The sequence below is a fragment of the Priestia sp. YIM B13490 genome, from assembly GCF_042787735.1.
GTDB classification, from domain to species: domain Bacteria; phylum Bacillota; class Bacilli; order Bacillales; family Bacillaceae_H; genus Priestia; species Priestia megaterium.
Genome location: NZ_JBHZOT010000008.1, coordinates 149,044 through 174,744 on the forward strand (window position 1 = coordinate 149,044; position 25,701 = coordinate 174,744).

27 protein-coding genes and 1 riboswitch are annotated in these 25,701 nt (G+C 38.6%); of the genes, 7 read left to right on the plus strand and 20 right to left on the minus strand.

Annotation, left to right across the window (positions count from 1 at the left end):
• Positions 1-133: 133 nt before the first annotated feature.
• From ACFX4R_RS22030 to ACFX4R_RS22055, 6 genes are all read left to right on the plus strand, one after another.
• Entirely contained in the window at positions 134-913 is a 780-nt protein-coding gene (locus tag ACFX4R_RS22030; RefSeq protein WP_013057624.1) for an STAS domain-containing protein, read from the plus strand.
• A 143-nt stretch (positions 914-1,056) separates the two neighbouring features.
• Positions 1,057-1,299, plus strand: a complete 243-nt coding sequence (locus ACFX4R_RS22035; RefSeq protein WP_013057625.1) for a spore germination protein — start codon at positions 1,057-1,059, stop codon at positions 1,297-1,299.
• Between the two features lie 167 nt (positions 1,300-1,466).
• Positions 1,467-1,649, plus strand: a complete 183-nt coding sequence (locus ACFX4R_RS22040) for a spore germination protein (RefSeq protein WP_237074493.1) — start codon at positions 1,467-1,469, stop codon at positions 1,647-1,649.
• A gap of 51 nt (positions 1,650-1,700) precedes the next feature.
• A complete protein-coding gene (locus tag ACFX4R_RS22045; protein WP_013057627.1) occupies positions 1,701-2,204 on the plus strand; it encodes an Hsp20/alpha crystallin family protein in 504 nt (167 codons plus the stop codon).
• Positions 2,205-2,293: 89 nt separating this feature from the next.
• Positions 2,294-2,719 carry an Hsp20/alpha crystallin family protein gene (locus ACFX4R_RS22050; RefSeq protein ID WP_028409089.1) on the plus strand — a complete coding sequence of 142 codons (426 nt, stop codon included), beginning with the start codon at positions 2,294-2,296 and terminating at the stop codon, positions 2,717-2,719.
• A 44-nt stretch (positions 2,720-2,763) separates the two neighbouring features.
• Positions 2,764-3,585 (plus strand): hypothetical protein, encoded by an 822-nt coding sequence (locus ACFX4R_RS22055; protein WP_043981544.1) that lies wholly within the window; start codon positions 2,764-2,766, stop codon positions 3,583-3,585.
• A gap of 17 nt (positions 3,586-3,602) precedes the next feature.
• Here the strand turns inward: ACFX4R_RS22055 and ACFX4R_RS22060 are convergent, their stop codons facing one another.
• From ACFX4R_RS22060 to ACFX4R_RS22070, 3 genes are all read right to left on the minus strand, one after another.
• On the minus strand, positions 3,603-4,886 hold the full coding sequence (locus ACFX4R_RS22060) for an ABC transporter ATP-binding protein (protein WP_165574979.1): 1,284 nt from the start codon (positions 4,884-4,886) through the stop codon (positions 3,603-3,605).
• Entirely contained in the window at positions 4,883-5,941 is a 1,059-nt protein-coding gene (locus ACFX4R_RS22065) for a FecCD family ABC transporter permease (protein WP_043981542.1), read from the minus strand. The genes ACFX4R_RS22060 and ACFX4R_RS22065 overlap by 4 nt, the downstream gene beginning before the upstream one ends.
• Positions 5,942-6,146: 205 nt before the next feature.
• Positions 6,147-7,673 (minus strand): cobyric acid synthase, encoded by a 1,527-nt coding sequence (locus tag ACFX4R_RS22070; protein WP_237074443.1) that lies wholly within the window; start codon positions 7,671-7,673, stop codon positions 6,147-6,149.
• 92 nt (positions 7,674-7,765) lie between these two features.
• Positions 7,766-7,945, minus strand: a riboswitch (cobalamin riboswitch).
• A gap of 147 nt (positions 7,946-8,092) precedes the next feature.
• Between ACFX4R_RS22070 and ACFX4R_RS22075 the strand changes: the two genes are divergently transcribed.
• A complete protein-coding gene (locus ACFX4R_RS22075) occupies positions 8,093-8,656 on the plus strand; it encodes a YdcF family protein (RefSeq protein ID WP_043981540.1) in 564 nt (187 codons plus the stop codon).
• A 58-nt stretch (positions 8,657-8,714) separates the two neighbouring features.
• Here the strand turns inward: ACFX4R_RS22075 and ACFX4R_RS22080 are convergent, their stop codons facing one another.
• The 17 genes from ACFX4R_RS22080 to ACFX4R_RS22160 all read right to left on the minus strand — a co-directional run bounded on the left by ACFX4R_RS22080 (position 8,715) and on the right by ACFX4R_RS22160 (position 25,500).
• Positions 8,715-10,286 carry an APC family permease gene (locus ACFX4R_RS22080; RefSeq protein ID WP_013057634.1) on the minus strand — a complete coding sequence of 524 codons (1,572 nt, stop codon included), beginning with the start codon at positions 10,284-10,286 and terminating at the stop codon, positions 8,715-8,717.
• 426 nt (positions 10,287-10,712) lie between these two features.
• The gene (locus tag ACFX4R_RS22085) at positions 10,713-11,360 is read right to left on the minus strand and encodes a nitroreductase family protein (RefSeq protein ID WP_050689790.1); all 648 of its coding nucleotides are present in this window, start codon (positions 11,358-11,360) and stop codon (positions 10,713-10,715) included.
• Between the two features lie 270 nt (positions 11,361-11,630).
• Positions 11,631-12,380, minus strand: coding sequence for an SDR family oxidoreductase (locus ACFX4R_RS22090; protein ID WP_043981538.1), 750 nt, complete (start codon positions 12,378-12,380; stop codon positions 11,631-11,633).
• Between the two features lie 21 nt (positions 12,381-12,401).
• Entirely contained in the window at positions 12,402-13,373 is a 972-nt protein-coding gene (locus ACFX4R_RS22095) for a DHH family phosphoesterase (protein WP_043981537.1), read from the minus strand.
• Between the two features lie 313 nt (positions 13,374-13,686).
• On the minus strand, positions 13,687-14,235 hold the full coding sequence (gene hxlB / locus ACFX4R_RS22100; protein WP_028412834.1) for a 6-phospho-3-hexuloisomerase: 549 nt from the start codon (positions 14,233-14,235) through the stop codon (positions 13,687-13,689).
• Positions 14,235-14,870 carry a 3-hexulose-6-phosphate synthase gene (gene hxlA, locus ACFX4R_RS22105; RefSeq protein WP_043981536.1) on the minus strand — a complete coding sequence of 212 codons (636 nt, stop codon included), beginning with the start codon at positions 14,868-14,870 and terminating at the stop codon, positions 14,235-14,237. The genes hxlB and hxlA overlap by 1 nt, the downstream gene beginning before the upstream one ends.
• A 102-nt stretch (positions 14,871-14,972) precedes the next feature.
• Positions 14,973-15,983 (minus strand): LacI family DNA-binding transcriptional regulator, encoded by a 1,011-nt coding sequence (locus ACFX4R_RS22110; RefSeq protein ID WP_043981535.1) that lies wholly within the window; start codon positions 15,981-15,983, stop codon positions 14,973-14,975.
• A 101-nt stretch (positions 15,984-16,084) separates the two neighbouring features.
• A complete protein-coding gene (locus tag ACFX4R_RS22115; RefSeq protein ID WP_028409100.1) occupies positions 16,085-16,729 on the minus strand; it encodes a bifunctional 4-hydroxy-2-oxoglutarate aldolase/2-dehydro-3-deoxy-phosphogluconate aldolase in 645 nt (214 codons plus the stop codon).
• Positions 16,730-16,755: 26 nt separating this feature from the next.
• Complete coding sequence (locus ACFX4R_RS22120; RefSeq protein ID WP_028409101.1) at positions 16,756-18,036, minus strand: MFS transporter; 1,281 nt, start codon at positions 18,034-18,036, stop codon at positions 16,756-16,758.
• Positions 18,037-18,038: 2 nt separating this feature from the next.
• Positions 18,039-18,998 carry a sugar kinase gene (locus tag ACFX4R_RS22125; RefSeq protein ID WP_322552212.1) on the minus strand — a complete coding sequence of 320 codons (960 nt, stop codon included), beginning with the start codon at positions 18,996-18,998 and terminating at the stop codon, positions 18,039-18,041.
• Positions 18,995-19,738, minus strand: a complete 744-nt coding sequence (locus tag ACFX4R_RS22130) for a sugar phosphate isomerase/epimerase family protein (protein ID WP_043981532.1) — start codon at positions 19,736-19,738, stop codon at positions 18,995-18,997. The genes ACFX4R_RS22125 and ACFX4R_RS22130 overlap by 4 nt, the downstream gene beginning before the upstream one ends.
• A gap of 157 nt (positions 19,739-19,895) precedes the next feature.
• Positions 19,896-20,624, minus strand: coding sequence for a hypothetical protein (locus ACFX4R_RS22135; RefSeq protein WP_025751230.1), 729 nt, complete (start codon positions 20,622-20,624; stop codon positions 19,896-19,898).
• Between the two features lie 141 nt (positions 20,625-20,765).
• On the minus strand, positions 20,766-22,226 hold the full coding sequence (locus ACFX4R_RS22140) for a phytoene desaturase family protein (RefSeq protein ID WP_043981531.1): 1,461 nt from the start codon (positions 22,224-22,226) through the stop codon (positions 20,766-20,768).
• A complete protein-coding gene (locus ACFX4R_RS22145) occupies positions 22,223-23,362 on the minus strand; it encodes a glycosyltransferase family 2 protein (RefSeq protein WP_280559878.1) in 1,140 nt (379 codons plus the stop codon). The genes ACFX4R_RS22140 and ACFX4R_RS22145 overlap by 4 nt, the downstream gene beginning before the upstream one ends.
• A complete protein-coding gene (locus ACFX4R_RS22150) occupies positions 23,326-24,039 on the minus strand; it encodes a lysophospholipid acyltransferase family protein (RefSeq protein ID WP_043981529.1) in 714 nt (237 codons plus the stop codon). The genes ACFX4R_RS22145 and ACFX4R_RS22150 overlap by 37 nt, the downstream gene beginning before the upstream one ends.
• Positions 24,036-24,803, minus strand: a complete 768-nt coding sequence (locus ACFX4R_RS22155; RefSeq protein WP_097825187.1) for a carotenoid biosynthesis protein — start codon at positions 24,801-24,803, stop codon at positions 24,036-24,038. The genes ACFX4R_RS22150 and ACFX4R_RS22155 overlap by 4 nt, the downstream gene beginning before the upstream one ends.
• 235 nt (positions 24,804-25,038) lie before the next feature.
• Positions 25,039-25,500 carry a hypothetical protein gene (locus ACFX4R_RS22160; RefSeq protein ID WP_013057650.1) on the minus strand — a complete coding sequence of 154 codons (462 nt, stop codon included), beginning with the start codon at positions 25,498-25,500 and terminating at the stop codon, positions 25,039-25,041.
• Positions 25,501-25,701: the final 201 nt, after the last annotated feature.

Genomic DNA, 25,701 nt, shown 5'->3' on the forward strand with positions numbered 1-25,701 from the left:
ACTCCAACGTTTTTTTACATACCATAATCCCTATACACGTTAATAAATTTCTTATAGCCTTCTTTATTCTTTTCACTGTAAAATATAAAGTAGATGTACATAAACTTAATACACACATAAGGAGAGATGGAGAATGAATGGAATTGGACGACTTCCACAAAAGCTTAATGGCCATTTGATTTTAGAAAATATTCAAGAAACCATGATCATTGCAGATAAAGACTATCGTGTGCAGTGGATGAATGCAAGAGCAATTGAAACACTCCAGCCAGTACTCCCAATCTACCAGTTATCTCATATCGAAGAGTTAATTGGAAAGCATATGGACTTCTTTCATTCCAATTCTGAAGAAGCGGAAAAATTACTCACCTCTCTTCATACAACCTACCGAACGCGTATAACGATTGGCAGTCAATACGTAGCAGAAGCTGTGATTCACCCTATTGATACAAAAGACGGCGAGCGTTATGGCTACTTGCTTATGCTATTAGACTTTACAGATCAAGCCGAAGCAGAGCTTGAAAAAGAACGGTTAATTGAGGATTTGTCCACACCTTTATTAAAAATATGGGACGAGGTTTTAGCTGTGCCCATTACCGGTAAGATGGATATAGAACGTGGCAAGAAGCTAACTGAAACGGTATTGGAGGCAGTTGTAAAAGAACAGGCGCGCTATTTGCTTATTGATTTATCTTCCCTTCATTCGTTAGATGAAGAACACGGTTATTATATTAACACGCTTCACGATGCTTTGCGTTTGATTGGTACCACTTGCCTTATTGTTGGTCTTTCTTCAAAAATGGCTCTTTCGCTTGTAGATTCTCAGTTTAATTGGCGAACATTTTCCACTGTCCAACAAAGCATCTCTTACATTTTAGAAAAAAAGAATTATCGTATTGCACCCATTTCATAAGCCCATCATATCATTAAGTAATCCTCTCTCAATCGCTTTTTCCTTCAATCGGAAAAGGCGATTTTAGTTATGAGGAATTGTGAACGTTTAGGCACTTATCATCATAGGATACATTAATCAACCATAGAAAAGGGTGAGAGCATATGCCAAGTGTTATTAACATTTATAATTTAAAGATCAACAGTATCTCAAGCAACGGTTCTGTCAACATTGGCGAAGCACTCCATAACAGTCACACGGCTCATTCAAAATCCACTGGTACGAACTCTTCTTATGGCGATGTCTCACCTGCTTCCTCGAAAATGCGAAACATTTATATCGATCCTGATACAAATGACCAAACAGATATTGCAAACGTTGATCATGTCAATGGTTATCAGCAGTGATATAGGGCAATGCTTGTCAACAGCATGACGACAAACGGTGAATACATTCTCTCTGAACGCAATAAACCGTTGGAGTAGAATGAATAAAAACAGTAAGGAGTCTCTTTATGCCTCTTCAAATTAACGTTTTTAATATCGTAACAAACGGTGTCACGTAAAACGCAAATATTGATTTTGGTTCCACCATTCAAAACAGTCACACGGCGAACTCCAAGTTTAACGGCGCGAATTTCTCTTTAGGTAACTTCTCTCCTACTTGCTCTCAAATGAATACGGGCGTGTTAGATCCTGATGTAAGTGATCAAGATCAAATTGCAAACCCTTCAGCTCCAATTGGAAATCAAATTTAGCTTTAACAATTTTGTCGTTTTACTTGGCACATTACAAGGAGGTGTGTAAATATGTTTCCATTTGGAAAGTCTCCTTTTAAAGGAATGATGGAAAATATCCCAAAAGGAATGGCATCTAAAGACATGAATAAGTATATTCAGCAAATGATTTCTTCTACCATGTCCCATTCTTTTCCGGATTTTATGCAAGGAAATGAATTCTTTAAGCAAGCCCAAGACATGATGAAAGAACAGCAGGATATGGGAACTGAAGGTCATGGACAAAAGCCAAGAAGATTTGATTCAAACGTCATCAATACATTAGATGAATGCATTGTGCAGCTAAAAATCCCTAACCGCGATATTGTATCAAGCATTAAAGTCTATCATACGCCATATGTGTGTACGATTGAAGGAATAGATGGAGAAGAATCCTTCAAAGAAGAAATTCAGCTTCCTTGTTCGGTTCGTAAAAAAGGCACACGCGCCATCTATCGTTCCGGAGTGTTGGAAATCCGGATGCCTAAACATGTTAATATTCCTATGTCTCAAATAGACGTCCACGATTTAGATTAAAGTGGACGTTTTTTTCTGTTTTCATGCATACATATAAAATAGAAAGCTGCAAAAGGACTTGTTTTATTTTTTTAAAGAAGGTGACAAATATGAATCACGGAAAATTTAAAAAGTGGGCAGAAACGTTACAAGAAGAAAACCATACGAAATTTTGGGAAAAAATTTTTGATGATGATCATGAAGAAAAGAATGATACGGAAGCAGATGCTTCTCCTCAAATTGTAAATGAGTACCGAGATTATCCTTTAATTGATGTATATGAATGGGCAAATCAGCTGTTAGTTGTAATTGAAATACCCGGTGCTAAACGAACAGACGTCGAATTGACCATGCATGAAAATACTTTACACATATCCGGTTCATCTCTTTTAACCGTGAAGGATGCAAATGTTCTTCACAAAGAAAGACGTGAAGGAACGTTTCAACGATCAATCATCCTTCCGCCTGGTGTAGGGGAAGCGCCGTGTCACGCATCATTTAAAGATGGTCTTTTGCATGTGAAATTTGATTTGTAATTTATTGTGCAGAACTATACGTAGCATGAAAGGCAGGGAATTTCATGTTTTCTAAGTGGTTTAAACAATCGCCTAAAATTGAAACAGTCCGTAAAATAAACCCGTCTTCCCTTCCAACTCAAAAAAAAGCAGGTCCCATAGACCAACGTTCTAATCAAAAGCGGAAAGAATTACCGGAAAAGATGAAAGCTAAAAAACAGTCTAATCTAAAAAAACCCCCTCAACAGCCAAAGAAGTTGCCTAGCCAAATGGAGCCTAAGACCTCTGCTGAAGCTGAATTCACAAAGCCTGCTCTTTCGACAGATTCAGCGCTGAACCTGCAGGGAATTATTGATCAAGTGACGCGTTTAACCGACGCGATCCCTAAAATAGAAGAGCTTCATCAGCAATTAAATGAATCAGCTCACCTTATTCAATCACTGTCTCAACTGCACGAGCAAACAGCTCATTTACTCTCGGCTATGCAGTCAGCTCCTAATTTCGAAGCTATTCAAAAACAGCTCTCTGCGTTAAAGGAAGAATCGTCTAATACAGCCTTATATGAGATGGTGAAAACTCTTGACAAAAAGATTGATGAAATAACTCAGCCAAAGCAGTCCATTGTTGTTGAAAAAATCATGGTCGAAAAAGTATTGTTAGACAAAATTGATCTTAGTAATAATTTCGGCCAGCTAGGCATTAAAGATTTGACCGGTCACTTAAACATCGGCACCACTTACAGCGCTGACTCTGATCAAGTAGATGAAGAAGTCAAAGACTTGTTTTCTGTTAAGCTAAAAGAAAAAAAGATTGATGAACATACAACTGAAACAACGATGAGTTCAGGAGGTGAAACAGAAAAATCTGATGATCACTCCGAAGAATAAAAAATGACCGCTACTGCTTATTTAAAGCAATTATCGGTCATTTTTGTTTCCATAAATAGTTGTAATTCTTTTTGGAGGCGTTCCATCAAGAACTCTGAAATTTCTTCTTGATTTTCTTCTTTATGATGAGATGATGCTACAACAATACGTCCTGTTTTTCCTAAGAAAGCCCGGTACTCAATTACCTTCATCGCAGCATGAAGTAAGTTTCCGTCCGAAAACGGCGCATTTGTTAGTAGAACAATATTTACTTCGTTTTCTTTTTGTCCATGTGTCAGCACAGCCAGCCACGAGTAACCTTTATCGTCTTTTAAGCGAACTTCATAACTAGATAAAGACGCAGATTTCCACGCCGCGTTAGCACTGCTTTGCTGTTGAACAATTTCTTGACACCAGTCTAGACCTGTTTCATTTGAACCCAGGGAAAGAGTTCTCAAAGGACGAACAAAGGATAAACACAGCTTGCCCGGTTCCTTTTGTAACTGATACAACTCATGGAAGTCCGTCTCTGGATATTGATACGGCGGCACAAAAGCAATTTGTCGCTTGTTCACAGCGGGATGGTGAAATACATGCAAATCAACGTCATATACTCTTTTTAACGTAGCTGCATCCTGAAAAATGGCATCCATCCCGGTTTCTTCTACTCTTCCATCTTTCAGTAACACGGCATTATCTGCAAACAGCGAGGCAATGTTGAGATCATGCAAAATGGCTAGGACCGTCAAGCTCATTTCCTGCTGTAAAGTTTTTAACAGCTGAAGCAGTTCCATTGTATGTTTTACATCTAAGTGATTCGTTGGTTCATCAAGAAGTAAGTAGTCAGGTTCTTGCGCTAGTGCTTTAGCCAGTAAAACCCGCTGTTTTTCTCCACCGCTTAGCGATTGAAAAGTATGATTTCTATAGTGCCAGACGTTTGTTAATTTCATCACGCTTTCCACCACTTCTTCATCCTGTGCTGATACAGTGCTAAACAATCCTTTTGCCTGATAAGGGTAACGTCCAAGTGAAACAATTTCTTGAACCGTAAATTCTAGCCCAATTTGATTTTCTTGCGTCATGACTGCAACTTTTTGCGCCAGTTGTTTTGGTGAATAAGCCTTCACTGACTTTCCTTCCACCTTCACTTCTCCTGATTGAATGGTTAATACATTCATAATTAAGCGAATAAGCGTTGTTTTCCCGCTTCCATTTGGTCCTAGTAAAGCGACAAAAGAACCTTTGTCTACGGTGAACGTGATGTCACGAACGGTCGGCTGCTGCTTATCATATCCTCCTGTCACATTATATAGTTCAATCATGATATTCCTCTTTTCCGCATACGTTCTTTTACAAGGAGCAGGGTAAAAATCGGCGAACCAATTAAGGCAGTTACGACTCCAATCGGCAGTTCACGAGGTTCTAATATCGTTCGTGCCAATAAATCTGCTAAAACCAAATAACTTCCTCCAATTAAAATAGAAAGCGGCAGTACATGCTTATGATTAGCTCCCGCTACGAGACGAACTACGTGGGGGATAACTAAGCCAACAAATCCAATTGCCCCAGATACTGATACCGCAGCCCCTGTTAATACGGATGCACCTATTAAAATCATTCTTTTTTTCTTCTTTACGTCTATTCCCATAAACTGAGCGGATTGATCGCCAAATGCTAAGCCGTTCAGCTCTTTTACATGTAACAACAGCATAATTGTACCAATCAAAAAGAACGGCCCTAAAATTTGAATATGAGACCATCCTCTCATTGATACGCTTCCCATTAGCCAATATAAAACCTGCCTTACATCTTCTTCGGGAGAAAGAGCCACAATTAATGAAATAAGCGCGCTCATAAAGGATGATAAAATAATCCCCGCTAAGATGATGGTTTCATTGGCCAAATTGCCGCTTGCGAGTTTTGTAATACCAAAAACTAAAAGAAGAGTAATAAAACCAGATACAATGCCGACTACAGGCAGCGTGAAGATAGACAAACCAAAAATACTCCAATGAAAATAAATTGCCATGACAGAGCCAAGGGTTGCACCTGAGGAAACCCCAATCGTATAAGGATCGGCAAGCGAGTTTCTTAATAGCCCTTGAAAGGCAGCCCCTGCTATTGAAAGCGAAGCTCCTACTAAAAATGCCACCAGTACTCTTGGAAAACGAATTTGCCAAATGATTAAATCCATGTTTTCCGGACCGTGATATAAGGATAGCCCGGTAAGGTGGCCAATAATAATTTTGATTGTATCTCCTACGGTTAACGAAACTGTACCAATAAATACGCCCATAATTATCGAAGTACATACAATAAATAAACTGACTATGTATAAAATAGATGCTTTGTTAAAAAAAATACGTTTAAAAATCAATACGTTCAGCTCCTCTAGGAAACGAGGCGTGATGTTTTATATTACATTAACCATTCATTTTCCTGTCCATAAACCATGCTTCCACCATGCATTAAGTTGGAAACAATCATCTTTTATTTGTTACGAGTGCTAGACTGTTGAACTGTGCAACGTAGAATAGCGTACTAAAGTTCTTGGTAAAAAAACAAGCGAAAGCCTCTACAAGCTATACTTTTTGTGTTTGCTCCGGACTTTTATAGTTGTCTATTAACTGATACAGCTTTTCCATATCTACGGCTTCTCTCACATATGCTGCTGCTTTTGAAAAAGACTCCTCTTTTTGCAGGCGACTGTTGAATGTGTCCGTAATAGGCGGCAATTTTTTATGTTTACGAATTTGATTAAGCAAAGCTCTGCGCAAAGAATCGTTATGAAACACATCATGAACATACGTGCCAATGACATTGTCTTTAACCGTTCCTTCTTTTTCATGCTCTACCACTGCAAAAGCTTTCGTGGTGCTCTTAGAAACCGTCTTTCCCATATGAATTTCGTAGCCTTCAATCGAAACTCTTTCATTTTCTAACTGGACATACCCAGAAACTCTTTCTGTTTTTTTGCTGGTTGTCATAACCGTTTCCACTGGAAGCAAGCCCAGCCCTTTAATGGACTCAATCCGAGATTCTACTGCATCAGGGTCTGTAATTGTCTCCCCTAGCATTTGATATCCTCCGCAGATGCCAATGACGTGAACGTTCGTTGTGTTCAAGACTTGATTAATGGCTAGATCCAGGCCGCTTTCTTGTAAAAACTGAGCATCTTCAATCGTATTTTTGCTTCCTGGCAAAACAATTAAATCAGGCGTACCTAATTGCGACGGCTTGGTTACAAGCCTCACGTGACAGTCTTCTTCTAAGCTTAAAGGATCGATGTCTGTAAAATTTGAGATGCGCGGGTACGAGATGACCGCAATATCAATTTCTTTTAAGGGATTCACAAGCGTTGAGTAATTTCTAAGTGATAACGAATCTTCCGCATCAATTTCCACGTTGTTCATATAAGGAATAACTCCTAGAACCGGAACACCCGTGTATTCTTCAAACCACTTCAACCCTGGTTTTAAAAGTTCTAAATCTCCTCGGAATTTATTAATTAACACTCCGATAACTCTAGACTTGTGTTCATCTGGAAGCAATTGAAGAGTACCCACTAGGCTCGCGAAAACGCCACCTTTATCAATATCTCCTACTAACACAACAGGCGCTTCTGCTATTTTTGCAACGCGCATATTTACGAGTTCTCGATCGTTCAAATTGACTTCGGCAGGACTTCCAGCGCCTTCAATCACAATTCGATCATAATGATTGGCAAGCTCTTTATAAGCTTCCGTGATAACGTTCAAACCTTCATTAAAAAATTCTTGCCGATACTGAAAAGCAAACATATTACGTAGCGGTTTTCCGTGAACAACTATTTGAGATTCATGATCACGAGTAGGTTTAATTAAAATAGGGTTCATATTGGTTGTTGCTTCTACTCCAGCCGCTTCTGCTTGAATTCCTTGCGCTCTGCCAATTTCTTTTCCATCCATTGTAATGTATGAATTAAGCGCCATATTTTGCGATTTAAACGGTGCAGTTTGATAGCCGTCTTCTTTAAAAATACGGCAAAATGCTGTAGCAATCATGCTTTTTCCAGCGTCTGAGTGCGTTCCTTGAATCATAAGCGGTTTTCCTTTTTTCACTTTTCCCACTCCCTACCACATAAAAAAACCTTAACTGTAAAAGTCAAGGTTTGGTCATGCGCTCATTAACACATTGTCTTGACTTATTTCTCCCACCGAAAAATAAGGGGTTTTTAAAAGCAGGTCTCCTGGCTTATGCTTCATTTTACTTCTGCACCCTTCCTAGTTTGACTAGTGGGTCTTTGCAGGTTCATCCACATTTACAGTAGCGGGGGCTGCACCGGATTTACACCGATTTCCCTATTATCCTCCTTAGAGGCACTTTTAAAATTATTTATTCTTTATTGTAACGAATTTTATAACCATTCACAATAACGATTTTCTTCTATTATTATATATTACTGTGTTTATACTTATTTGGGTCTCGTATGCTATAATAACAATTATTTTCCAAACATCTTATGGAATAGCTAGGAAGGTGCTCACAGTTGAAGAAAAAAATCATTTATGTCTTTATCAGCGTGTTTGTTCTTTATATAGCAATCACATCTTTTTGTATGTATCAAACTGCTCACAAGCCTGTTCCACAAAACGCAGATTATGTGCTCATTTTAGGTTCTAAAGTAGATGGTGACCAAATGTCTCCTAGTTTAAAAGAACGAGTAAAGACGGCCTTATCTTATTTACAAGCAAATCAACAAACAAAAGTTATCGTAACGGGCGGAAAAGGATCCGATGAAGAAATTTCTGAAGCAGAGGCAGCCTATCGTTTTCTGCGGAAAGAAGGAATTAAGAAGAATCGAATTATAAAAGAAGATCAGTCAACTTCTACTTTTGAGAATTTTACTTTCACTAAACAGAAAGTTGATATTCAACACAAAAAAGTCGTACTTGTTAGCAGTGATTTTCATTTATTTCGCGCCTCTATTATTGCCAAACGTCAAGGCTTTGACGTTTATCCTTTAGGTGCAAAAACACCAAATTCAATTAAACTTCAAGCCTACTTTCGTGAGTATGCTGCTATTTTAAAAACATGGCTGTTTGATAAATAAATAGAGTAAGTAGCTCTACAAATAAAAAACACGGCATGAATTCATGCCGTGTTTTTTATTAATCATCTGTATCGATAACTGCTTTTGGTAAACCTGTGTATTTCGCCCAGTAGAAAATACCAAGTGAAACAAGGGCAATTAAAATTAAGTCAAGCGGGTTGCTTAGCACACCTTGTCCTCCACCAAATGAACCTAGATAAGAGATAACAAGCATAATAATATAATAAGCAACTAGCCACCAAGCAGATTTAAGCTGCTGTGCAAATTTTACAACGTCAGTTGGTACGTATTTCTTAAACGCTACGTAGATAACAACCATTAGAAGCTGTGATCCTAGCAGCCAAGAAATTGTCGTCCACCCTGACCAATATACGATGTATGAACAGAAAATAAATGAAACAGGAGCAATAACGCTCATGCCTTTTAATTTAAAAGGTTTTTTAAGGTCTTTTGCATTTACTCTGAATGCAGCAGCTGAAATTGGCGCAATCGCATAAGACAGAATAAGTGCCACTGAACATACGTTTACTAGCGCTTCCCAAGAAGGAAATGGCAGTGTCCAGAATACGGACATTCCAAATGATAGCCATAGTGACGCACGTGGAATTCCTGTTTTCTTATCTACTTTTGAGAAACGTTTAAATAATGTTCCATTACGAGACCAAGCATAAACTAAACGAGAAGTTGTATTCATGAAGATGTTCCCGTTACCGCCTGGTGATAAAATAGCATCAAAAATAACAAGCGTTACTAACCAGCCAAGGCCTAAAATAAGTGCAATATCTTTAAATGGTAAAGAGAATTGCTCTTGAATTGTTCCCCATCCTCCTGATAGCATATCAGCCGGGATGTTACCAATGAACAATACTTGCAGTGCTGTGTAAATAATCGCTGAAAGTACAATACAGATAATGAGCGCGATTGGAATATTACGCTGCGGGTTTTTAACTTCACTGGCTACAGAAACAATAGGGTGAAGTCCTAGGTAAGCAAACATAACGCCACCTGTTGAAATGGCTGCTTGGATACCATTAAAACCAAACGGAGCAAAATCGCCAGTTGTAAAGTTAGCTGATTTAAAGTGATAAGCCAACACGACGATAATTGTAAGAGGAACCGCATATTTGAACACAGATATAATGACATTTGACTTAGCAAATGCTTTTACACTTACGTAGTTAATGATAAAAAATAGCGTTAATAACGCGAACTGAAATAACCAGCCGATTGTAGTAGGCGATTCAGAACCATGTTTAGTTAGACCAGGAAGCCAAAACGCAACATACTGACGTACAGCCGTTACCTCGATGGCAATCAAACTTGTGTAAGCAATAATGGTAATGAATGAAATTAAGTAACCCACTAAATGACCATGTGAGTAAACCGGATAACGGATAATTCCACCGGTACGCGGCAGCGCTGCTCCAAGTTCAGCATACACTAAACCGATAAGTAAAATAATGACTCCGCCAATCAGCCACGAAAAACTTCCGGCCGGACCAGCCTTTGACGCTACGTTACTAACCGCAAATAACCAGGCGGAACCAAAAATAGCTCCCATCCCAATTAACGTTAGGTCAAGTAACGATATTGATTTTTTAAATTTTCCTTGATTTCCTTGATCAGACATAAAATCCTCCTTTAAAATTCCCACTCCACATATCTACGCCCTTGCGTCCGATATGGGATTCTTTACATCATCCTCCTCTTACTAAGACCTCACAAGTGGATATGTTAACAAATATTCTCTAAAAAACCAAGTTAAAAACTTTATTTTTTTGTAAAACATCGTTGAATTGCTTATGTATAGCGCATAAATTCCACAGAAGATTTGAGGACTACTCCTCCTATTTAACCGCATTTTTCTTAGGTTAAACATAAAAGAATATTCAAACTATTTGCTGAAAAAAAAGAGGCTGAGACATAACGAAATCAACCGCTAGAAGCAGCTACATACGCAACACCTACGCTTGCCGTACCAATGAAAAAATCCGAACGATTTATCGTTCGGATTTTGCTTCAACTAAAATAATTTTGTCCGTACCTCTTATTTTGCTTATTTAAATACTTTTACACGTTCAGTTAGCGGTTGAAATTCTTTTTCTCCCGCAGGTGACACAGGATTACCAAATGGCATTTGGGCAATTAATTTCCATGAGCTTGGAATATTCCAAGCTGCTTTTACTTCATCGTCAATCAATGGATTGTAATGCTGTAATGTTGCTCCTAGGCCTTCGAGCTCAAGCGCTGTCCAAATCACATGCTGCAGCATGCCTGATGATTGGTTAGACCAAACCGGGAAATTTTCGCTGTAAGATGCGAACTGCTTTTGGAGCCCTTCCACTACTTCTTGATCTTCAAAGAAAAGAACTGTTCCATAGCCGCTTCCGAATAAGTTCATTTTTTGATCCGTATCTGAAAAATTTTCAGCTGGAACAATTTTACGAAGCGTTTCTCTCGTAATATCCCATACTTTATCATGCTGTTCGCCAAATAAAACGACTACGCGTGCGCTTTGGGAATTAAATGCTGAAGGAGTATGTTTCACCGCAAAGTTGATAATTTCTTCAATTTTTTCTTCTGATATTTTTACATTTTTATCAATTGCATAAATAGAACGTCGGTTTTTAATTGCTTCATAAAAATCTTTTCCAACCTGTTGTTGATCACTTGATTTATCAAATAATTTATCTAAAAAACCCATTTTCCACACTCCTAATTGTTTGTTTTTTTAAGCTTAAATTGCATGTTTATACCCTTCCCCCTGATAAAAGGAGATAAACAAGATATAATGGATTCATATATCTTTAATTCGAGATATTAAACTTAAAAAATATTAATTGAAATTTAATTACTTTATGTAACTTACTTTACAATGATTATTTTGTTCTGTCAAGAAAAAATTATTATCGTTTTCTTTTGATGATTATATGAAAAAAGACTGCTAAATACGGCAGTCTTTTTTCGTAGATGCTTAATGTTCATAAATCATCTTTCGCGTCATTCCCCCGTCTACTACGAGGTTAGCTCCTGTTACAAAATCATTTTCAACGTTTGTTAAGTACATACACGCTCTTGAGATATCCGCTGGCGTTCCCACCCGATTAGACGGATGCTGCGTATGATCGATTTCACGAAGGCCATCGTAGTCAGATGTCTCAATCCATCCTGGAGAAATAGCATTTACTGTGATGTTGTCATCACCAAGTGAAATGGAAAGTGCATGAGTTAAAGCAACGATTCCTCCTTTTGTAGCCGCATAGGCTTCTGTGTGAGGTTCAGACATTGTAGCTCTCGTAGACGCTAAGTTTACAATGGAGCCTCCGCTTTCGTTTTTTCTCATCACCTTAGCTGCTTCGCGAGAGCATAGAAACACGCTGCGCAGGTTCGTATTGATAATGTCATCCCATTCATCAATGGTTAGCTCATACGGTGATTTCCAGCGGGAAACGCCTGCATTATTAATCAAAATATGTATCGTTTCATACGTACTGACCGTTTTTTCAACGAGATTTAAAATGTCGCCTTCTTTTCGGACGTCTGTTTTCACAAAAATGGCTTCTCCGCCTTGTCTTTGAATAGCTTCTGCGTGACGCTCTCCTTCGGTTTCGTCCACATCTGCCAATACCACTTTTGCACCTTGTTTCGCGTATGCGCGGGATACATCTTTACCTATTCCGTTCGCAGCTCCGGTAACAACAACAACTAAATCTTTAAACGACATATCATCTCCTCCTTATACGCTTTATTCACTTTTTTCTTCGTCTTTAAACAAGTGATCCGTGACGAAAAGAGCAAACGTTTCAGCCGTTAACTTGCATCCAGAAGCTTTTGGGTGACCTCCTCCTCCAAGGTGCCCAACAATTTCTGCTAAGTTGATTTCGTCTTTTACTGCACGGAACCCAATCTTTTGGCGTCCCATGTCCACCATAACGGAAAAGTCGATATCTTCGTTTTCTAGACACAGTGCATTTCCTAGCTCAGACTGATATGTATCCGCGAATACAATCCCTGCGTTGTACGCTGTGTTAGCAATTTCAACCCTTTCTTTTATGATTTGTTTTTGTTTATCATAAATGTATTTTTCAATCTTTTTTTCTTCTGCTTCTAGTAAAATTTCGTGTTTGTCCGTAAACGTAAATTCTTGCTTTTCAGTATGGTACGATTCACGAAGCGTTTCTAGAATGGTTTCTTTAAATTCTTCATGCGGGATTAGATAATATAGGTGATTAAGGCGCTTTGCTTTCAAGTTATTTTCATGGAACCAGTCCCACGTATCGAATAAGCGCACAAGTTCTACGTACTCATCAAGCAACGCCGTTTTTTGGAGCATGTTGTTGCGCACTAAGTAGTCGTAGAAAAGAGATGTAGCTGCCGTCTTTTTACCGTTTTCGTCTTCTGCAATAACATGAACCCAATCGTATTTCTGAGCTAGTGGAAGAGCAGAGATATGATGGTCAATAAGAGTGATTTTCTGGCCTTTTTTTACCAGTTCATTTAATTTTTCCGCTACTTCCTCATTTACGCTAATATCCGTTATGTATAAAGCTGTGTCTCCATCGTTTTCTTCTTCAATAAAATGTGTCACTGTGTCATTGATGCGGCCAATGCTTACCGTGCTGTAATCAAAGTTATCATCACCAAACGCTAACCGACCCAATAGTGCTGGACTTACCCCGTCTAAATCGTTATGTGAAATTAATTTTATTTTTGTCATTAATCAAAACTCCTTTATTTTCAGTCGCCTTAGTATATGTACCGGCTTGTATATTATAGCAATTTCAGCATAAAAATGCTGTTATTTACTTTGAAGTGAAGTCAACGTTCAGATTTAGACTTACCTGTATCAAAAGAGAGTGAGACATAACTACATCGATTCAATCAACAGCTAGAAGCAACTACACACATGAAACCTACGCTCATCAATACCAATGAAAAAATCCGAACGAATGTGATTCTTTATCAAGAATCTCGATTCATCGTTCGGATTTTCTTTTAAATAACCTACTTTTGTTCTAGCCTCTTTCCTCTTATTCTAAATTACTGTGCTGCTTAAATGCCTGTTCATGATCCGTGTGATTCAAATTCCCGTATTCTAAACAAATGGTATCAAATACAACGTGAGCACATTGATCAAATAACGAGCCAAGTGGCTGAATGGAAGCTGCTTCATTTTCGCTTCGGTATTTGGTTGCAGCGGGAATGTGCAGCAGCTCATCAGTATGAGCAGTTAACGGTGATTCTGTACTAGCTGAAATGCCGATAACTGAACATCCTACTTCTTTGGCTTTTTTAGCTACACTCACCACTTGCTGTGTTTTTCCTGAACCAGATACAGCCACCAACACGTCACCTGCTGCAATCGAAGGAGTAATGGTCTCCCCTACAACATATACTGTCGCACCTAAATGCATCAGTCTCATCGCAAACGATTTGCCCATTAACCCAGAGCGGCCTTCGCCTATAACAAAAATCCGTTTTGCTTGGTAAAGTGAAAACGCTACTTCTTCTATTTGCGGTTCTTTTATGTGATTCATTACGGCCGTAATTTCGTCTAAAATCGTTTGTGTTTTTGTCATTATACGTTCCCCCTGCTCATAAATAAGTTTTGAAATTCAGCAGATGCTTCTGCCACATCCGCACTTTTTGTAATCGCTGATCCAATAATCGCGACGTCCGCCTTCATTTGAAGTAATGATGCTGCTGAGGTTGGATTAATTCCTCCTGCTACTGCTATTTGGGCATCTGAATGAAAATATTGCCGCAAATTTATTTGACTCAGCGATTTTCCTTCTTTTTCTTGCTCGTCTTTGCTGATATGATGGCAAAAAATAGCGTTTCTATAAATACCCACTTGCTTTTGCGAGCTGCTTGACGTGTTTAATAAATCAACCATCATTTTTTTATTCCATTTTTCGCTGACATTTGCGCAAGTATCTATCGTAGGTAAAGGTGATACACCCATGACTGTTGCTATATCTGCACCTGCTTGATAGCACATTGTAAACTCATACTCTGCGTTATCAATCGTTTTGATATCTGCTACAATCGTCTTGTGCGGAAATGCCTGTTTGATTTTATAAATGCTTTCAATTCCATACTCTTTTATAAGAGATGTACCTACTTCAATCCAATCAACAGAGGGTTCTGCCAGCTTGGCAAGGATAATAGCTTCTTCAATTGTGACACGATCTAATGCTAATTGTATCTTCATATTTTTTCTCCTCACTTTTTACTAAACCGGTTTAGTAACTGCGTAAAAAAAACCAATATTTTGATGAGCTAAAAAGAGCACGCCATAGGCGCTCTTTTTAGTTTAATGCGACAAAGTTGTTTCTCGAATAATTAATTCACACTCATACTGGTACTCTTCATAAGCTATCTTTTCTTTTAAAATTTGTTTAATAAGTAAATCTGCTGCTTTTGTTCCCATATCAAAAGCTGGCTGCGAAATCGTCGTAACAGCAGGCGTTGCTACATCTGCGTAAGGAATATTATCATAAACAATTAAAGATAAATCATTTGGGATATTAAATCCGTGTTGTTTAATAAATTTCTGCACTTCAATGAATACTAAATCGTTTCCAGCAAGCAGCGCTGTCGGCGAATTATCGGCTGCAAATAGCTTCTCAAGCGCTTTTTGCATGTCCGCTTTTTTGCAGTTGATAATCATGAATTCATTTACAGGCATATTGGCTGATGTTAACGCTTCTTTGTACCCTTCTACACGTTCAATCCGGGGTGTAATAGTTAATGGTTCTGTAATAATCGCTATATGCTTATGTCCAAGCTCGAGGAGATGCAAAATAGCCTGTTTTGTGGCTTCTTGGTTGTTCGCCACTACGGATGGAATTTTTCCTTTTACATCATGAATTTTGCGATCCATAATAACAACCGGATATTCTTCTTTGATCATCTGCTCATAAAGAGAAGTATTGGCTCCCGTTGGAAATAAAATAAGGCCATCTACTTGCTTTGCTTTTAACATATTAATATATTTCTTTTCTTTATCAGGGTCATCATCTGCGTTACAGATGATGGCATGTATATCTTGTGAATGGCAATAGTCTTCAATTGCACGAATGACTTCAGTAGAAAATCTGTGCATAATATTCGCGACAATAATCCCAATCATTGACGTTCGCTTTTGTTTTAAGCTCCTTGCTAGATAATTGGGCTGATAGCCGAGTGTATCAATCGCTTCTTTAATTTTCTTTCGTGTTTCTTCGCCCATATATTCATACCGTTTGTTAATGTATTGTGATACGGTGCTTTTGGAGACATTTGCTGCTTTTGCAACGTCCAGCATAGTAACTTTTTGCATCATAATCCGTCCTTTTCATTCAATCCCTAAAATTATGCTACTCCTAGTGTAAACGAAAAAAACGAAAAAGGAAAAGCCTTCTTGCTAGCAGAAGGCTTTATTTATTAAGCGTACGCAAGCCTAGCTTCTTGAATTTCATTAGTAAAACGCTTCGCTTCCTTGGTTACTTGAAGTAAGTATTCAGGAGTTGGAAGCTGCTTTCCATCCACTAATGTGCTTCCTGCCCCAATAGCAGCTGCTCCAGCTTTAATATAAGCGCCGGCATTTTCAGCCGTAACGCCGCCCGTTGGCATTAATGGAATATGAGGAAGCGGCCCTGCTATATTTTTAAAATAAGCTGGGCCTACTACGCTTGCCGGGAAGACTTTAATCATATCTGCACCGCATTCATAGGCTGTTAAAATTTCAGTGGGTGTAAAAGCGCCCGGCACGCTAATGACTCCGTATCTTTTAGCCGTTTTAATTGTTCGTTCATTAACCGTAGGAGAAAAAATAAATGACGCTCCTGCCATAATGGCAATTCGTGCTGTTTCTTCGTCTAGAACAGTTCCGGCTCCAATAAACATCGAGTCGTCAAATTCATTTTTTAGTTCTTTAATAACCTCTACGGCAGCAGGGTTTTCCATTGTAATTTCTAGGTTTGTTACTCCGCCTTCTTTTAATGCGTAGGCAAGCGGAATAATTCGCTCAGCACTTGCTCCTCGAATGACCGCTACAATACCGCTACTTGTAATTTTCTCAATATGCATCTCAATTCTCCTTTTTTATCGTTACATTAAGCCGTTGTTTCGACTGGCTTTACACTTTGAACTTCTCTTGGCTTTTTCGTTGCGACAATGGTTAAAACTGCCGCAAGGAATAATGATCCAGCCATAAAGATATAGGAAGCGCCAAATCCTCCTGTTGATCCATTTAAAAATCCTACAATATAAGAACCGGCAAATGAACCAAGTGCGCCCATGCTATTAATTAAAGCCATTGCTCCTCCGGCAACATTACGCGGTAAAATTTCAGGAATAATCGCAAAGAACGGTCCGTACGGAGCGTACATCGTTCCTCCGGCGATAACGAGTAAAGCAAAGGAAAGCCAGAAGTTGCTTGTGCCAACTAAATAAGATCCGTAAAAAGCAAGCGCTCCTACTAATAAGAACGGCCATACAAATGCGCTTCGTTTTAAAAACTTATCTGATAGATATGAAACCGTTAACATTAATACAACTGCTAATACGTAAGGAACGGACGCTAACCACCCTGTCTTCACTATACTCATGTTAGGCGCTGCTTTAATAATAGACGGCAGCCACATAACAAATCCGTAGACGCCAATACTCCATAAAGCATATTGAATGCTTAATAAAATGACAGTACGATTTTTGAAAGCTTCTTTATAGCCTTTAACAGGTTTGATTCCTTCTTGTTCTTTTTGCAGCGCATCGTGTAAATCTGCTTTTTCTTTTTTCGACAGCCAGCCTGCATCTTTTGGCTCGTCGTTTACTAGTTTCCACCATAAAAATGCCCAAATAACAGCTGGAAAGCCTTCTAAAATAAACATCCATCTCCAGCCAAACGATTCTAGCAAATACCCAGAAACAATAGACATCCAAAGAACAGTTGCCGGATTTCCTAAAATTAAAAACGTGTTGGCTCTAGAACGTTCTGCTTTTGTAAACCAGTGGCTTAAAAACACTAGCATAGCAGGCATAACGGCACTTTCGACCACTCCTAAAGCAAACCGAATAACAAACAAAAATCCGACGTGGCTTACCATACCCGTAGCTGTAGCAAGTGCTCCCCATAAAATCAGAGACCAAAAAATCAGCTTTTTGGCGCTTTTATTTTCAGCATAGTGAGCGCCTGGAATTTGGAAAAAGAAATAACCTAAGAAAAAGAGCGACCCTAATAAAGACGAAATACCTGGCGTAATATGAAGATCTTCTGCCAGTCCTGCCGCTGCTCCAAACCCATAGTTTGCACGGTCTAAATATGCAAGGCTATACGTAATAAATACGATAGGAATTAACCGAAGCCATCTTTTTTTTGCTAGCTGCTGTTTCATTATCACTTCACTCCTTGTTTTTGGGATTCCATATATCTTTGCAACTGCTGTTCAGTTGGATATCCATCGTTATCTCCAGGGCTTTGTACAGCTAATGACCCAATAGCATTTGCTCTCCTTACAGACTGAGTAAGAGAATCATTTTGAAGAAGTCCGCTTAACAGTCCTACTGCAAAACCGTCTCCTGCTCCGACTGTATCCACTATTTGTTTCACTTTTATTCCTTCAACCATTCCTTGCTCTTTAGCCGTCTTAAAAAAGGCTCCTTGTTCACCTAGTTTAATAACGACAAGCTCTACGCCTGCATCTAAATAGTAAGAAGCAATGTCTTCTGGGTTTTCGTAGCCGGTTAAGATTTTTCCTTCTTCAATACCCGGCAGAACGTAGTTTGCTTGTTTAGCAGCTTCATTGATTGTAACAACCATTTCTTCTTTCGATGCCCAAAGAGTGGGTCTAAGGTTTGGATCAAAGGAAACCGTTCTTCCAGCTGCTTTCATCGATGTAAGTGCATGTAGAGCAAAATCGCGCATACTTGCTGACACAGCAAGCGGTATGCCTGTCATATGCATATGTTTTGCCGCTAAAAAATAGTTTTGATTAAAATCGCTGGAGTGCAAGTGACTGGCTGCTGAATTTTTTCGGAAGTAACAAACTTCCGGGTCTCCCACTTCCACTTTTGATTTAATTTGAAAGCCTGTTGCATGCTCGCTATCTACTAATACACAATCGGTGTTGACATATTCTTCTTGTAGCCGTTTCATAATAAACGTACCGAAAGGATCGTTGCCGACTTTGCTCACCCAGCCTGCGCGCAGACCGAGACGAGCGATACCAATTGCTACATTTGTTTCTGCTCCGGCCAGTTCTTTCGTATAATGCTTAATCTCATGCAGCGGTCCCGACTGCTCTGCCATGAACATCGCCATTGCTTCTCCGAAGGTAATAACGTCTAATGAATTCATTGAACTTCCTCCTGTTCTGCTGCTTGCACCAATGAAATGAAGCCGGGGATTTGTTCCGGTTCATCGATTGGAAACTCTAAAGCTTTAAAAATCGAATGAGAAAACCCTTTCAAAATATCTTTCCACATTTCATTTGAATCGTTCGATATAGCGGTTGTCACTAGCTTTCCGCTGCTTTTTATGACGTGTTTAATATGAATATAGCCCACAAATGACCTTAGCATTTTGATTGCTTCCTGGGGTTGTTCATCTACGTAGAGCCAGTTACCAATATCAAACGTCATGGAAACAGGAACTTCGTAAGCGTTATCAAAAAATGCGTGCAGAGATGCTATGTTGCCTCCGTGACTGGTTTGATCGTTTTCTACAAATAGACGTAAAGCTGGAAATGCCTCTAATAGCTGCTGTAAATCTGTCATAGGCGATTGGGGCTGATAAAAACCAAGAGAGACTTTTACCCACTGAGCGCCAAGTGATACGGCTTCTTCAAGAATAACTTTTAATTCTTGTGTGTTTAACTCTCCATTTTCTCTCCACAGTTCAATTGGAGCCGAATATACTGTAAAAAGTGGATATGTTTTTAATTCTTCAGCAATAAGCGCAATCTCTTGATCTACTTTTTTCATTAACTCTCTTCGAATTTCCACTCCATGTACTTGCTGCTCATGTATTTTTCCAATCATGGCGTGCTGAAAGCCTGTTGTTTCAAATGCATTTAACGGGATAATGATACTGTTCATAAATCGACCTACCTTTCTTATTATAATAACTAACCACTTACTAAACCGGTTTAGTAAATCGATTTATCTAAATTATAAGACTATTGAAAGCGCTTTTCAAGCTTTTTTTATAAATTATAAAAAAAAGAAACAACACAGCTTTATGCCGTGTTGTTTCTTAGTGATCATCTGTGCTTTTTACTAGATTGCGATCTTGCTGGTAAATATCATAAATCAAAAAGCTAAAGCCATAGTACAAGATTATAATGACAACTGACTTCGTCATGATAAATAAAGCGCCTAGCCCGATACCAACTAACAGCGTCTGGACACTTAAACGGTCACGCTGGAAAGCTAGCTGTGATAGGAAATAACCAATACCAATTAAAACGGCCAATACCCATGTGTTTTCAATGGCTAATATATAGTGACTATATAAATAAAAGCTAGGAAAATAAACGGTGCTTTCTACAAAGCTGGAAATACCGCTGTATGCTAGCCACCACTTTTGCTCTCTTTCCGTTTTAGGAACGGTTGCCTCAATTGACGTGGGCATTTCCTGTTCCACAAAAACCGTTTCTCCATGATCTTTCATCCATTGAAGCATAATGGAAAGAATGATAAAGCCAGCAAAGATTAAAAGCAGCAAATATTCAATCCACGCTGGATACGGAGCCGTGCGATGAATCGTATCGAGATATACTCCCTGTAATCCTAACATAGAAATTGGAACCCTATGGTATACCATCACCGCAATATAAAATAGTAAAATTAGCACATAAAAAAAGAACTGTTCTTTGTAGTAGCGAATTTTTTTGCCTTCTGAAGCAATTCGCTTAACAGTCACGCTTTCCAAGTACGGACGGATAATACTTATGATAATAATAAGACACGTAAATACAATCATATAGTTATGTAATCACCTTTTCAACTTCGTTATGTAACATGTTTTTTCATTTTTTCCATCCGTAAGAACAGCAGGTTAACAGCCTCTGCACTTTCTTATAGTACCAAAAAACTAAACTTTTTGACAATCCTGATTTATCAATTAGGAAGATGAAATAAGCATAGCTACATTGATGCCGCTAATCGTGACCATAGGAGACCCTCCGCCAGGGTGAGTCGTTCCTCCTACAAAATATAAGTTTTTAACATCTTTTGAGACGTTGCTTGGCCGAAGAAAACTATCCATTTTCCGGTTTGAACTCACGCCGTACAAAGCACCTTTAAATGCACCGAACGTTTGTTCAATTTCATATGGAGTAACAATTCGCTCATGTACAAGCGAAGACTCGATATCTAAACCAAACTGAGAAAGCTTGCGATAGACAACTTCTCTGTAAGCGTTCATTTCTTCTTGATTCTCTTCTTTCACAGCAGGAGCATTCACTAAAATAAATAAATTATCACCCGGAGCTACCGTGTTATCGGTATATGAAGAATTACAAATATAGATGGTGGGATCGGTTGGAAGCGTTTTTTGCTGAAATAGCTCATAGAATTCCTGTTTATAATCTTGAGAAAAATACACTTGATGATGAATCAGCTGAGAAAAGCGCTTCTTAACAGCTGCCATGATCACATAAGCTGATATAGAAGGCTCAAATTCAGCTGCTTTTTTGTTTTTAAAATGAGGTCTATCCTGTTCTTTTACGAGTGCCGGATAGGCCTTTAGCAAGTCGCCGTTCACAATAACAATATCCGCGTCTATCTTTTCTTCTCCATTTACTTCTACTCCGACAGCCCGTTTATTTTTTACGATTATTTCAGTAACGCTGCAGTTTGTATACAGCTTCCCTCCAGCTTTTTGGAACACATGTCCCAGCCCTTTTGCAATTCTAGGGTTTCCTCCTTTTACATAGTACACCCCATCATTCATTTCTAAATGTCCAATCAATGAAAACGTAGCGGGTGATGTATAAGGTGAAGATCCGATATAGGTTGCATATCGATTAAATGCATTTCGAATGTTTTCGTTTCGAAAAAAACGCTGATGAAACGTATCTACTGTTTCAAACGGCCTTACTTGCAGCAATGCTTTTAATAAAGAAGGGTTTGTGTAATCTTTCCACGATGAAAATGTCCGGTAGAAAAATTGGCTTTTTGCAATGTCGTATATTCTTTTTACTTCTTTCAAATAGGCAGGGTATTGCTCCGCAGCAAAGGGATCGAGACGTTCAAGCTGCTGAATCATTTTTCTTTCATCTATAGACATGGAAAATTGGGAGCCGTCGGTGAAGAAGTTATTCGTATGATGCGTTAGTTTGACAAGAGGCATATAGTCTTCTGGACGTTCACCCGCTTGCTCAAATAACCACTGAAAAACTTCGGGCATTGTAATGGTATTAGGCCCAAAATCAAAAGAATATTCTCCTAGCTGCACAGGCATCATTTTTCCGCCTACATGCTCGTTTTTTTCCACAATTGTGACATCGAACCCCTTTGTTTGAAGAAGAACTCCTGCAGCTAATCCGCCTAATCCTGCCCCAACTATTAGTACTTTTTTCATTGATAATGCCTTCCTTTCCATTCATATCCCTGCTTTTTTCGTTCACGCTTCATGGAATGATTCATCAGCAGCATCAGCACAATTGCCGACGCGGGCATCGTACAAAATAAAAGCCCTTTTTGCTGAGCCGACCGGTCAATTAAAAACCGCTGAAAAAGCATAATGCAAAAAGGAAGAATCCAAAGCATGTTGCCTGTGAATATTCCTGCTATAAAAAAAGGAAGCGGCAGCACATAGTAACAGGCAAAAAAAACGCTTAGTACCCAAACTGCTTTAGCGGAGCGGCCCAGACCTACAAAGATGTTTTTAGCAAAACCGTTCCATACTTCTTCCGTTGTTTCATACATATAACAGCTAACATGAGAGGTAATATTCGCTAAAATGACGCGGTGTTTCTTTTGCTTAAAAAGCTGGGCTAGGTGGACATCTTCTACTAGTGAAGATTTGACGGCTTCATGTCCTTCTACGGCCTCGTAAGCTTCTTTTTTTATAAACATAAAAGCACCGTGAGCCGCGGAAGCTTTGCTCATCTTGTTACGATTAGCTACGACAACCGGTAAATAACTAAAAACAACCACATGCTGAAGCGGAACAACCAATGCTTCTAACCACGTTTTTACGGGAAAACGAGGGAAACCTGTTAAAAGAGCGGCTTTTGTCGCTTGTGCTGTGGCTAAAGTATGTTCTAGTGTACGTTCTTTTAGTTCTACATCTGCGTCTACAAACAATAAATAGTCTCCATTTGCAGCTTGCGACAGCTGGTGACAAGCATGAACTTTTCCGACCCAGCCCTCTCTCAGCTCTTTTCCTTCTATGATGGTAAACCTCGGATCGCCGTGAATTTCTTTCAACAGCTGTGGTCGTGTTTGATCTGTGGACTGATCGTCTAGTATGACACATTCTAGATTGCTGTACGTTAATCCTTTAATAGAGGAAATGATTCGCTTTACATTTCGTTCTTCATTTCGCATTGGAATCAAAATAGAAATGAGAGGCTGAGGTGTTTTGGAATCCAGCTCGTATCTTTTTAATTTAGGCATTGCTTGAATATTTACAATGGTTAAAAGCAGCATAAAAATAAATAAAAGCATATAGTAAATCATTCTTTCACCTTCGCTTTCCACCACGTTAACCATTCACTAAGCGTCTTTTTTCCTTTTAATAAAACCGTAAAGTCCTCATCGTTTTCTTGAATTATTTTCTGTTTTTGATGATCGAGCTGAGCAGTGACTGCACCGCCTAGCGTGTTGGTTATCTCTTCTCTGGGCTTAGCTGAGTCGTAAAAAACAGCTTGCCCTATCCAGATAAAAAGCTCCGGTCGCTGATCATGGCGAAACGTATAATAATACGTAATGGGAATAACTTCAACGTCAGAATGCTTCTTTAGAAGAAAAGCAGGTCCTTCAGAAAAAGTTAACGGTCTTTTTTCAAGATGCTCTTCTTTTCCTTGGGGAAAAATAAGCACCGCTTTTTTCTCTTCTAACAGCTTACTGGCAAACCTTAACGATTCCACCGTATGCTTCGGGGACGCTGCATTTACTGAAAAAGCTCCGATTCGTTGAAAAAAAGGAAAATCCTTCATTCCTTGTTCGGACATCATAGCGTATAGATCTGTTTTTAATACCGCGTTATTTAAATAAAATGTCACTAAACCGTCCCACCAGCTGGAATGATTAGCAATTAATAAAATTTTTTTATCTTTTGGGAGCCCTTCTATATGTAAATGAATACGATAAAATTGCTTTTTAAGCTGATATGTGACAAACAGTTGAAAAAATCGCTCAAATATTGAGTTTTTCTTCGGGTAAATCATAAGCGAGTCTCCTTTTTATACACAATATAAAGAATAAGAAAAGGAATCATCGTCAGACATACGACAAGCCATAGGCCATTTGCTAACGCTACAATCACAAACATCATGACAACTGCACTATACAAAAATACCATTCTTTTTTCCCACACCGGATTTTCCTCTTTAGGAGACTTAGCTAAAAAGAAATATACGACCAGCTGAATGAAGAAAGACAATAAAAACCAGCCGGAGAAATTTGATAAAGGAATATTATAATAAAAGCTGTCCCCTTCCCACACCCAATATTGTTTAACAACATAGGCAACAGGATCGATAGCCAAATCCATAATAACAGCAAAAAGCGAACTAATGACTGCATAGGCAATTCCATGGACAATAAACGGCAGCTCCATACGTTTCATAATTCCTAAAGCTAGTATTCTGCTTGTAATCACAACCATAAACCAAGCCGAACCAATGGTCAGAGGAACACCTAAAATTTTGGCGCCAAAATCTTTTTCATAATCGTAGGATCCAAATAAAAATCCATACTTAACACCTAGACTTTCGATATAAATAGATGCGCCTGTCACAAATATCGCAACGAGCAGTGCCCGCCTTACTCCATAAGCTTTAGTTAGATAAATAAGAGCAAGAAGACTGCTCAAGTGTAAAAAGACCGCGTTTGCCCATTCTAACCATGAAGGCAGCAAATCGAAGGAAAGCAAGACGACTCCGCATACGTACCAGATAAGAAAAAAACGATAAATACCATTTGTGATCATCCTTTATCCACCTTCTCTCCAGCTTCTTTTTGTCAAAGTGCTATTATATAAGCTTGTACCCATTCTCTCCATTTTCAATGTGCTCTTTTTTATGAATAGTCCGCGCTCTCTTAAAATTATGTAAAAATAGCCACTGTTAGTACGTTCCCTAAATAAGAGACTTTATTACTTATTTATAAACAAAAATAAAATAAACGTCCATTAAAATCTACGGATGTATAGATTGTAATGACGTTTATTTTTTCTTATGTATATACACTTCTAATAGCTTTTTGACAATGAGTCCGACAACAAGTCCAGGTATAACAGACAGCATAGGAAGCCAAATTGGTCCTATAAAAACACCGTTGATGGTTGTTACTGAAGAATACATAATGCCTACTGTAACAAAATAAGCACAGGAGACAAAAGGAATAAATGTAAATCTCGATGCGCCGTTTTCTGCTTCTTTAACAGCATCCCAAATTGCAAAAAAATACAAACATGGATAAAACATTAACCACTGCATGTTCATTACTTCTAGGGACTGCCTTGTTTCTCCTAAAAAGCTTAAGCGAATGCCTTCATTAAAATTTGCGCCCATATTAATGAGAAATTCAAGTACAATAAACAAAATTCCTTTTATATGTTTTTTGTTTAGTAATTGTCCAAAGCCCGGCAACGCAATGCTCCATAAAAGAGCTTCTAGTCTAGTCACGTTCTGTCCTAACATTTTGACGTATAAAAGAACTCCACAGCATGATATCAGTAGAAATTTTGTCCATAGTTATCAACCTCACAATAATTTACTCATAGTTTTTGTAAATGTAAAATTTTTATACTACATCTCCTTTAATATTTGTAACTTATTGTAAATTGATAAATGGTTTAGCTATTCGACCAGACATTTTCGTTTAGA

Coding starts and splice junctions, on each gene's coding strand:
- ACFX4R_RS22130 (WP_043981532.1), bottom strand. CDS start 19,738: ATGAACAGTATCATTATCCCGTTAAATGCATTTGAAACAACAGGCTTT.
- ACFX4R_RS22125 (WP_322552212.1), bottom strand. CDS start 18,998: ATGAATTCATTAGACGTTATTACCTTCGGAGAAGCAATGGCGATGTTC.
- ACFX4R_RS22145 (WP_280559878.1), bottom strand. CDS start 23,362: ATGGTTAACGTGGTGGAAAGCGAAGGTGAAAGAATGATTTACTATATG.
- ACFX4R_RS22110 (WP_043981535.1), bottom strand. CDS start 15,983: ATGATGCAAAAAGTTACTATGCTGGACGTTGCAAAAGCAGCAAATGTC.
- ACFX4R_RS22035 (WP_013057625.1), top strand. CDS start 1,057: ATGCCAAGTGTTATTAACATTTATAATTTAAAGATCAACAGTATCTCA.
- ACFX4R_RS22085 (WP_050689790.1), bottom strand. CDS start 11,360: ATGGGTTTTTTAGATAAATTATTTGATAAATCAAGTGATCAACAACAG.
- ACFX4R_RS22060 (WP_165574979.1), bottom strand. CDS start 4,886: ATGATTGAACTATATAATGTGACAGGAGGATATGATAAGCAGCAGCCG.
- ACFX4R_RS22045 (WP_013057627.1), top strand. CDS start 1,701: ATGTTTCCATTTGGAAAGTCTCCTTTTAAAGGAATGATGGAAAATATC.
- ACFX4R_RS22030 (WP_013057624.1), top strand. CDS start 134: ATGAATGGAATTGGACGACTTCCACAAAAGCTTAATGGCCATTTGATT.
- ACFX4R_RS22140 (WP_043981531.1), bottom strand. CDS start 22,226: ATGAAAAAAGTACTAATAGTTGGGGCAGGATTAGGCGGATTAGCTGCA.
- ACFX4R_RS22155 (WP_097825187.1), bottom strand. CDS start 24,803: ATGATCACAAATGGTATTTATCGTTTTTTTCTTATCTGGTACGTATGC.
- ACFX4R_RS22115 (WP_028409100.1), bottom strand. CDS start 16,729: ATGCATATTGAGAAAATTACAAGTAGCGGTATTGTAGCGGTCATTCGA.
- ACFX4R_RS22090 (WP_043981538.1), bottom strand. CDS start 12,380: ATGTCGTTTAAAGATTTAGTTGTTGTTGTTACCGGAGCTGCGAACGGA.
- ACFX4R_RS22095 (WP_043981537.1), bottom strand. CDS start 13,373: ATGACAAAAATAAAATTAATTTCACATAACGATTTAGACGGGGTAAGT.
- ACFX4R_RS22080 (WP_013057634.1), bottom strand. CDS start 10,286: ATGTCTGATCAAGGAAATCAAGGAAAATTTAAAAAATCAATATCGTTA.
- ACFX4R_RS22150 (WP_043981529.1), bottom strand. CDS start 24,039: ATGATTTACCCGAAGAAAAACTCAATATTTGAGCGATTTTTTCAACTG.
- ACFX4R_RS22135 (WP_025751230.1), bottom strand. CDS start 20,624: ATGATTGTATTTACGTGTCTTATTATTATCATAAGTATTATCCGTCCG.
- hxlB (WP_028412834.1), bottom strand. CDS start 14,235: ATGACAAAAACACAAACGATTTTAGACGAAATTACGGCCGTAATGAAT.
- ACFX4R_RS22120 (WP_028409101.1), bottom strand. CDS start 18,036: ATGAAACAGCAGCTAGCAAAAAAAAGATGGCTTCGGTTAATTCCTATC.
- ACFX4R_RS22050 (WP_028409089.1), top strand. CDS start 2,294: ATGAATCACGGAAAATTTAAAAAGTGGGCAGAAACGTTACAAGAAGAA.
- ACFX4R_RS22055 (WP_043981544.1), top strand. CDS start 2,764: ATGTTTTCTAAGTGGTTTAAACAATCGCCTAAAATTGAAACAGTCCGT.
- hxlA (WP_043981536.1), bottom strand. CDS start 14,870: ATGAAGATACAATTAGCATTAGATCGTGTCACAATTGAAGAAGCTATT.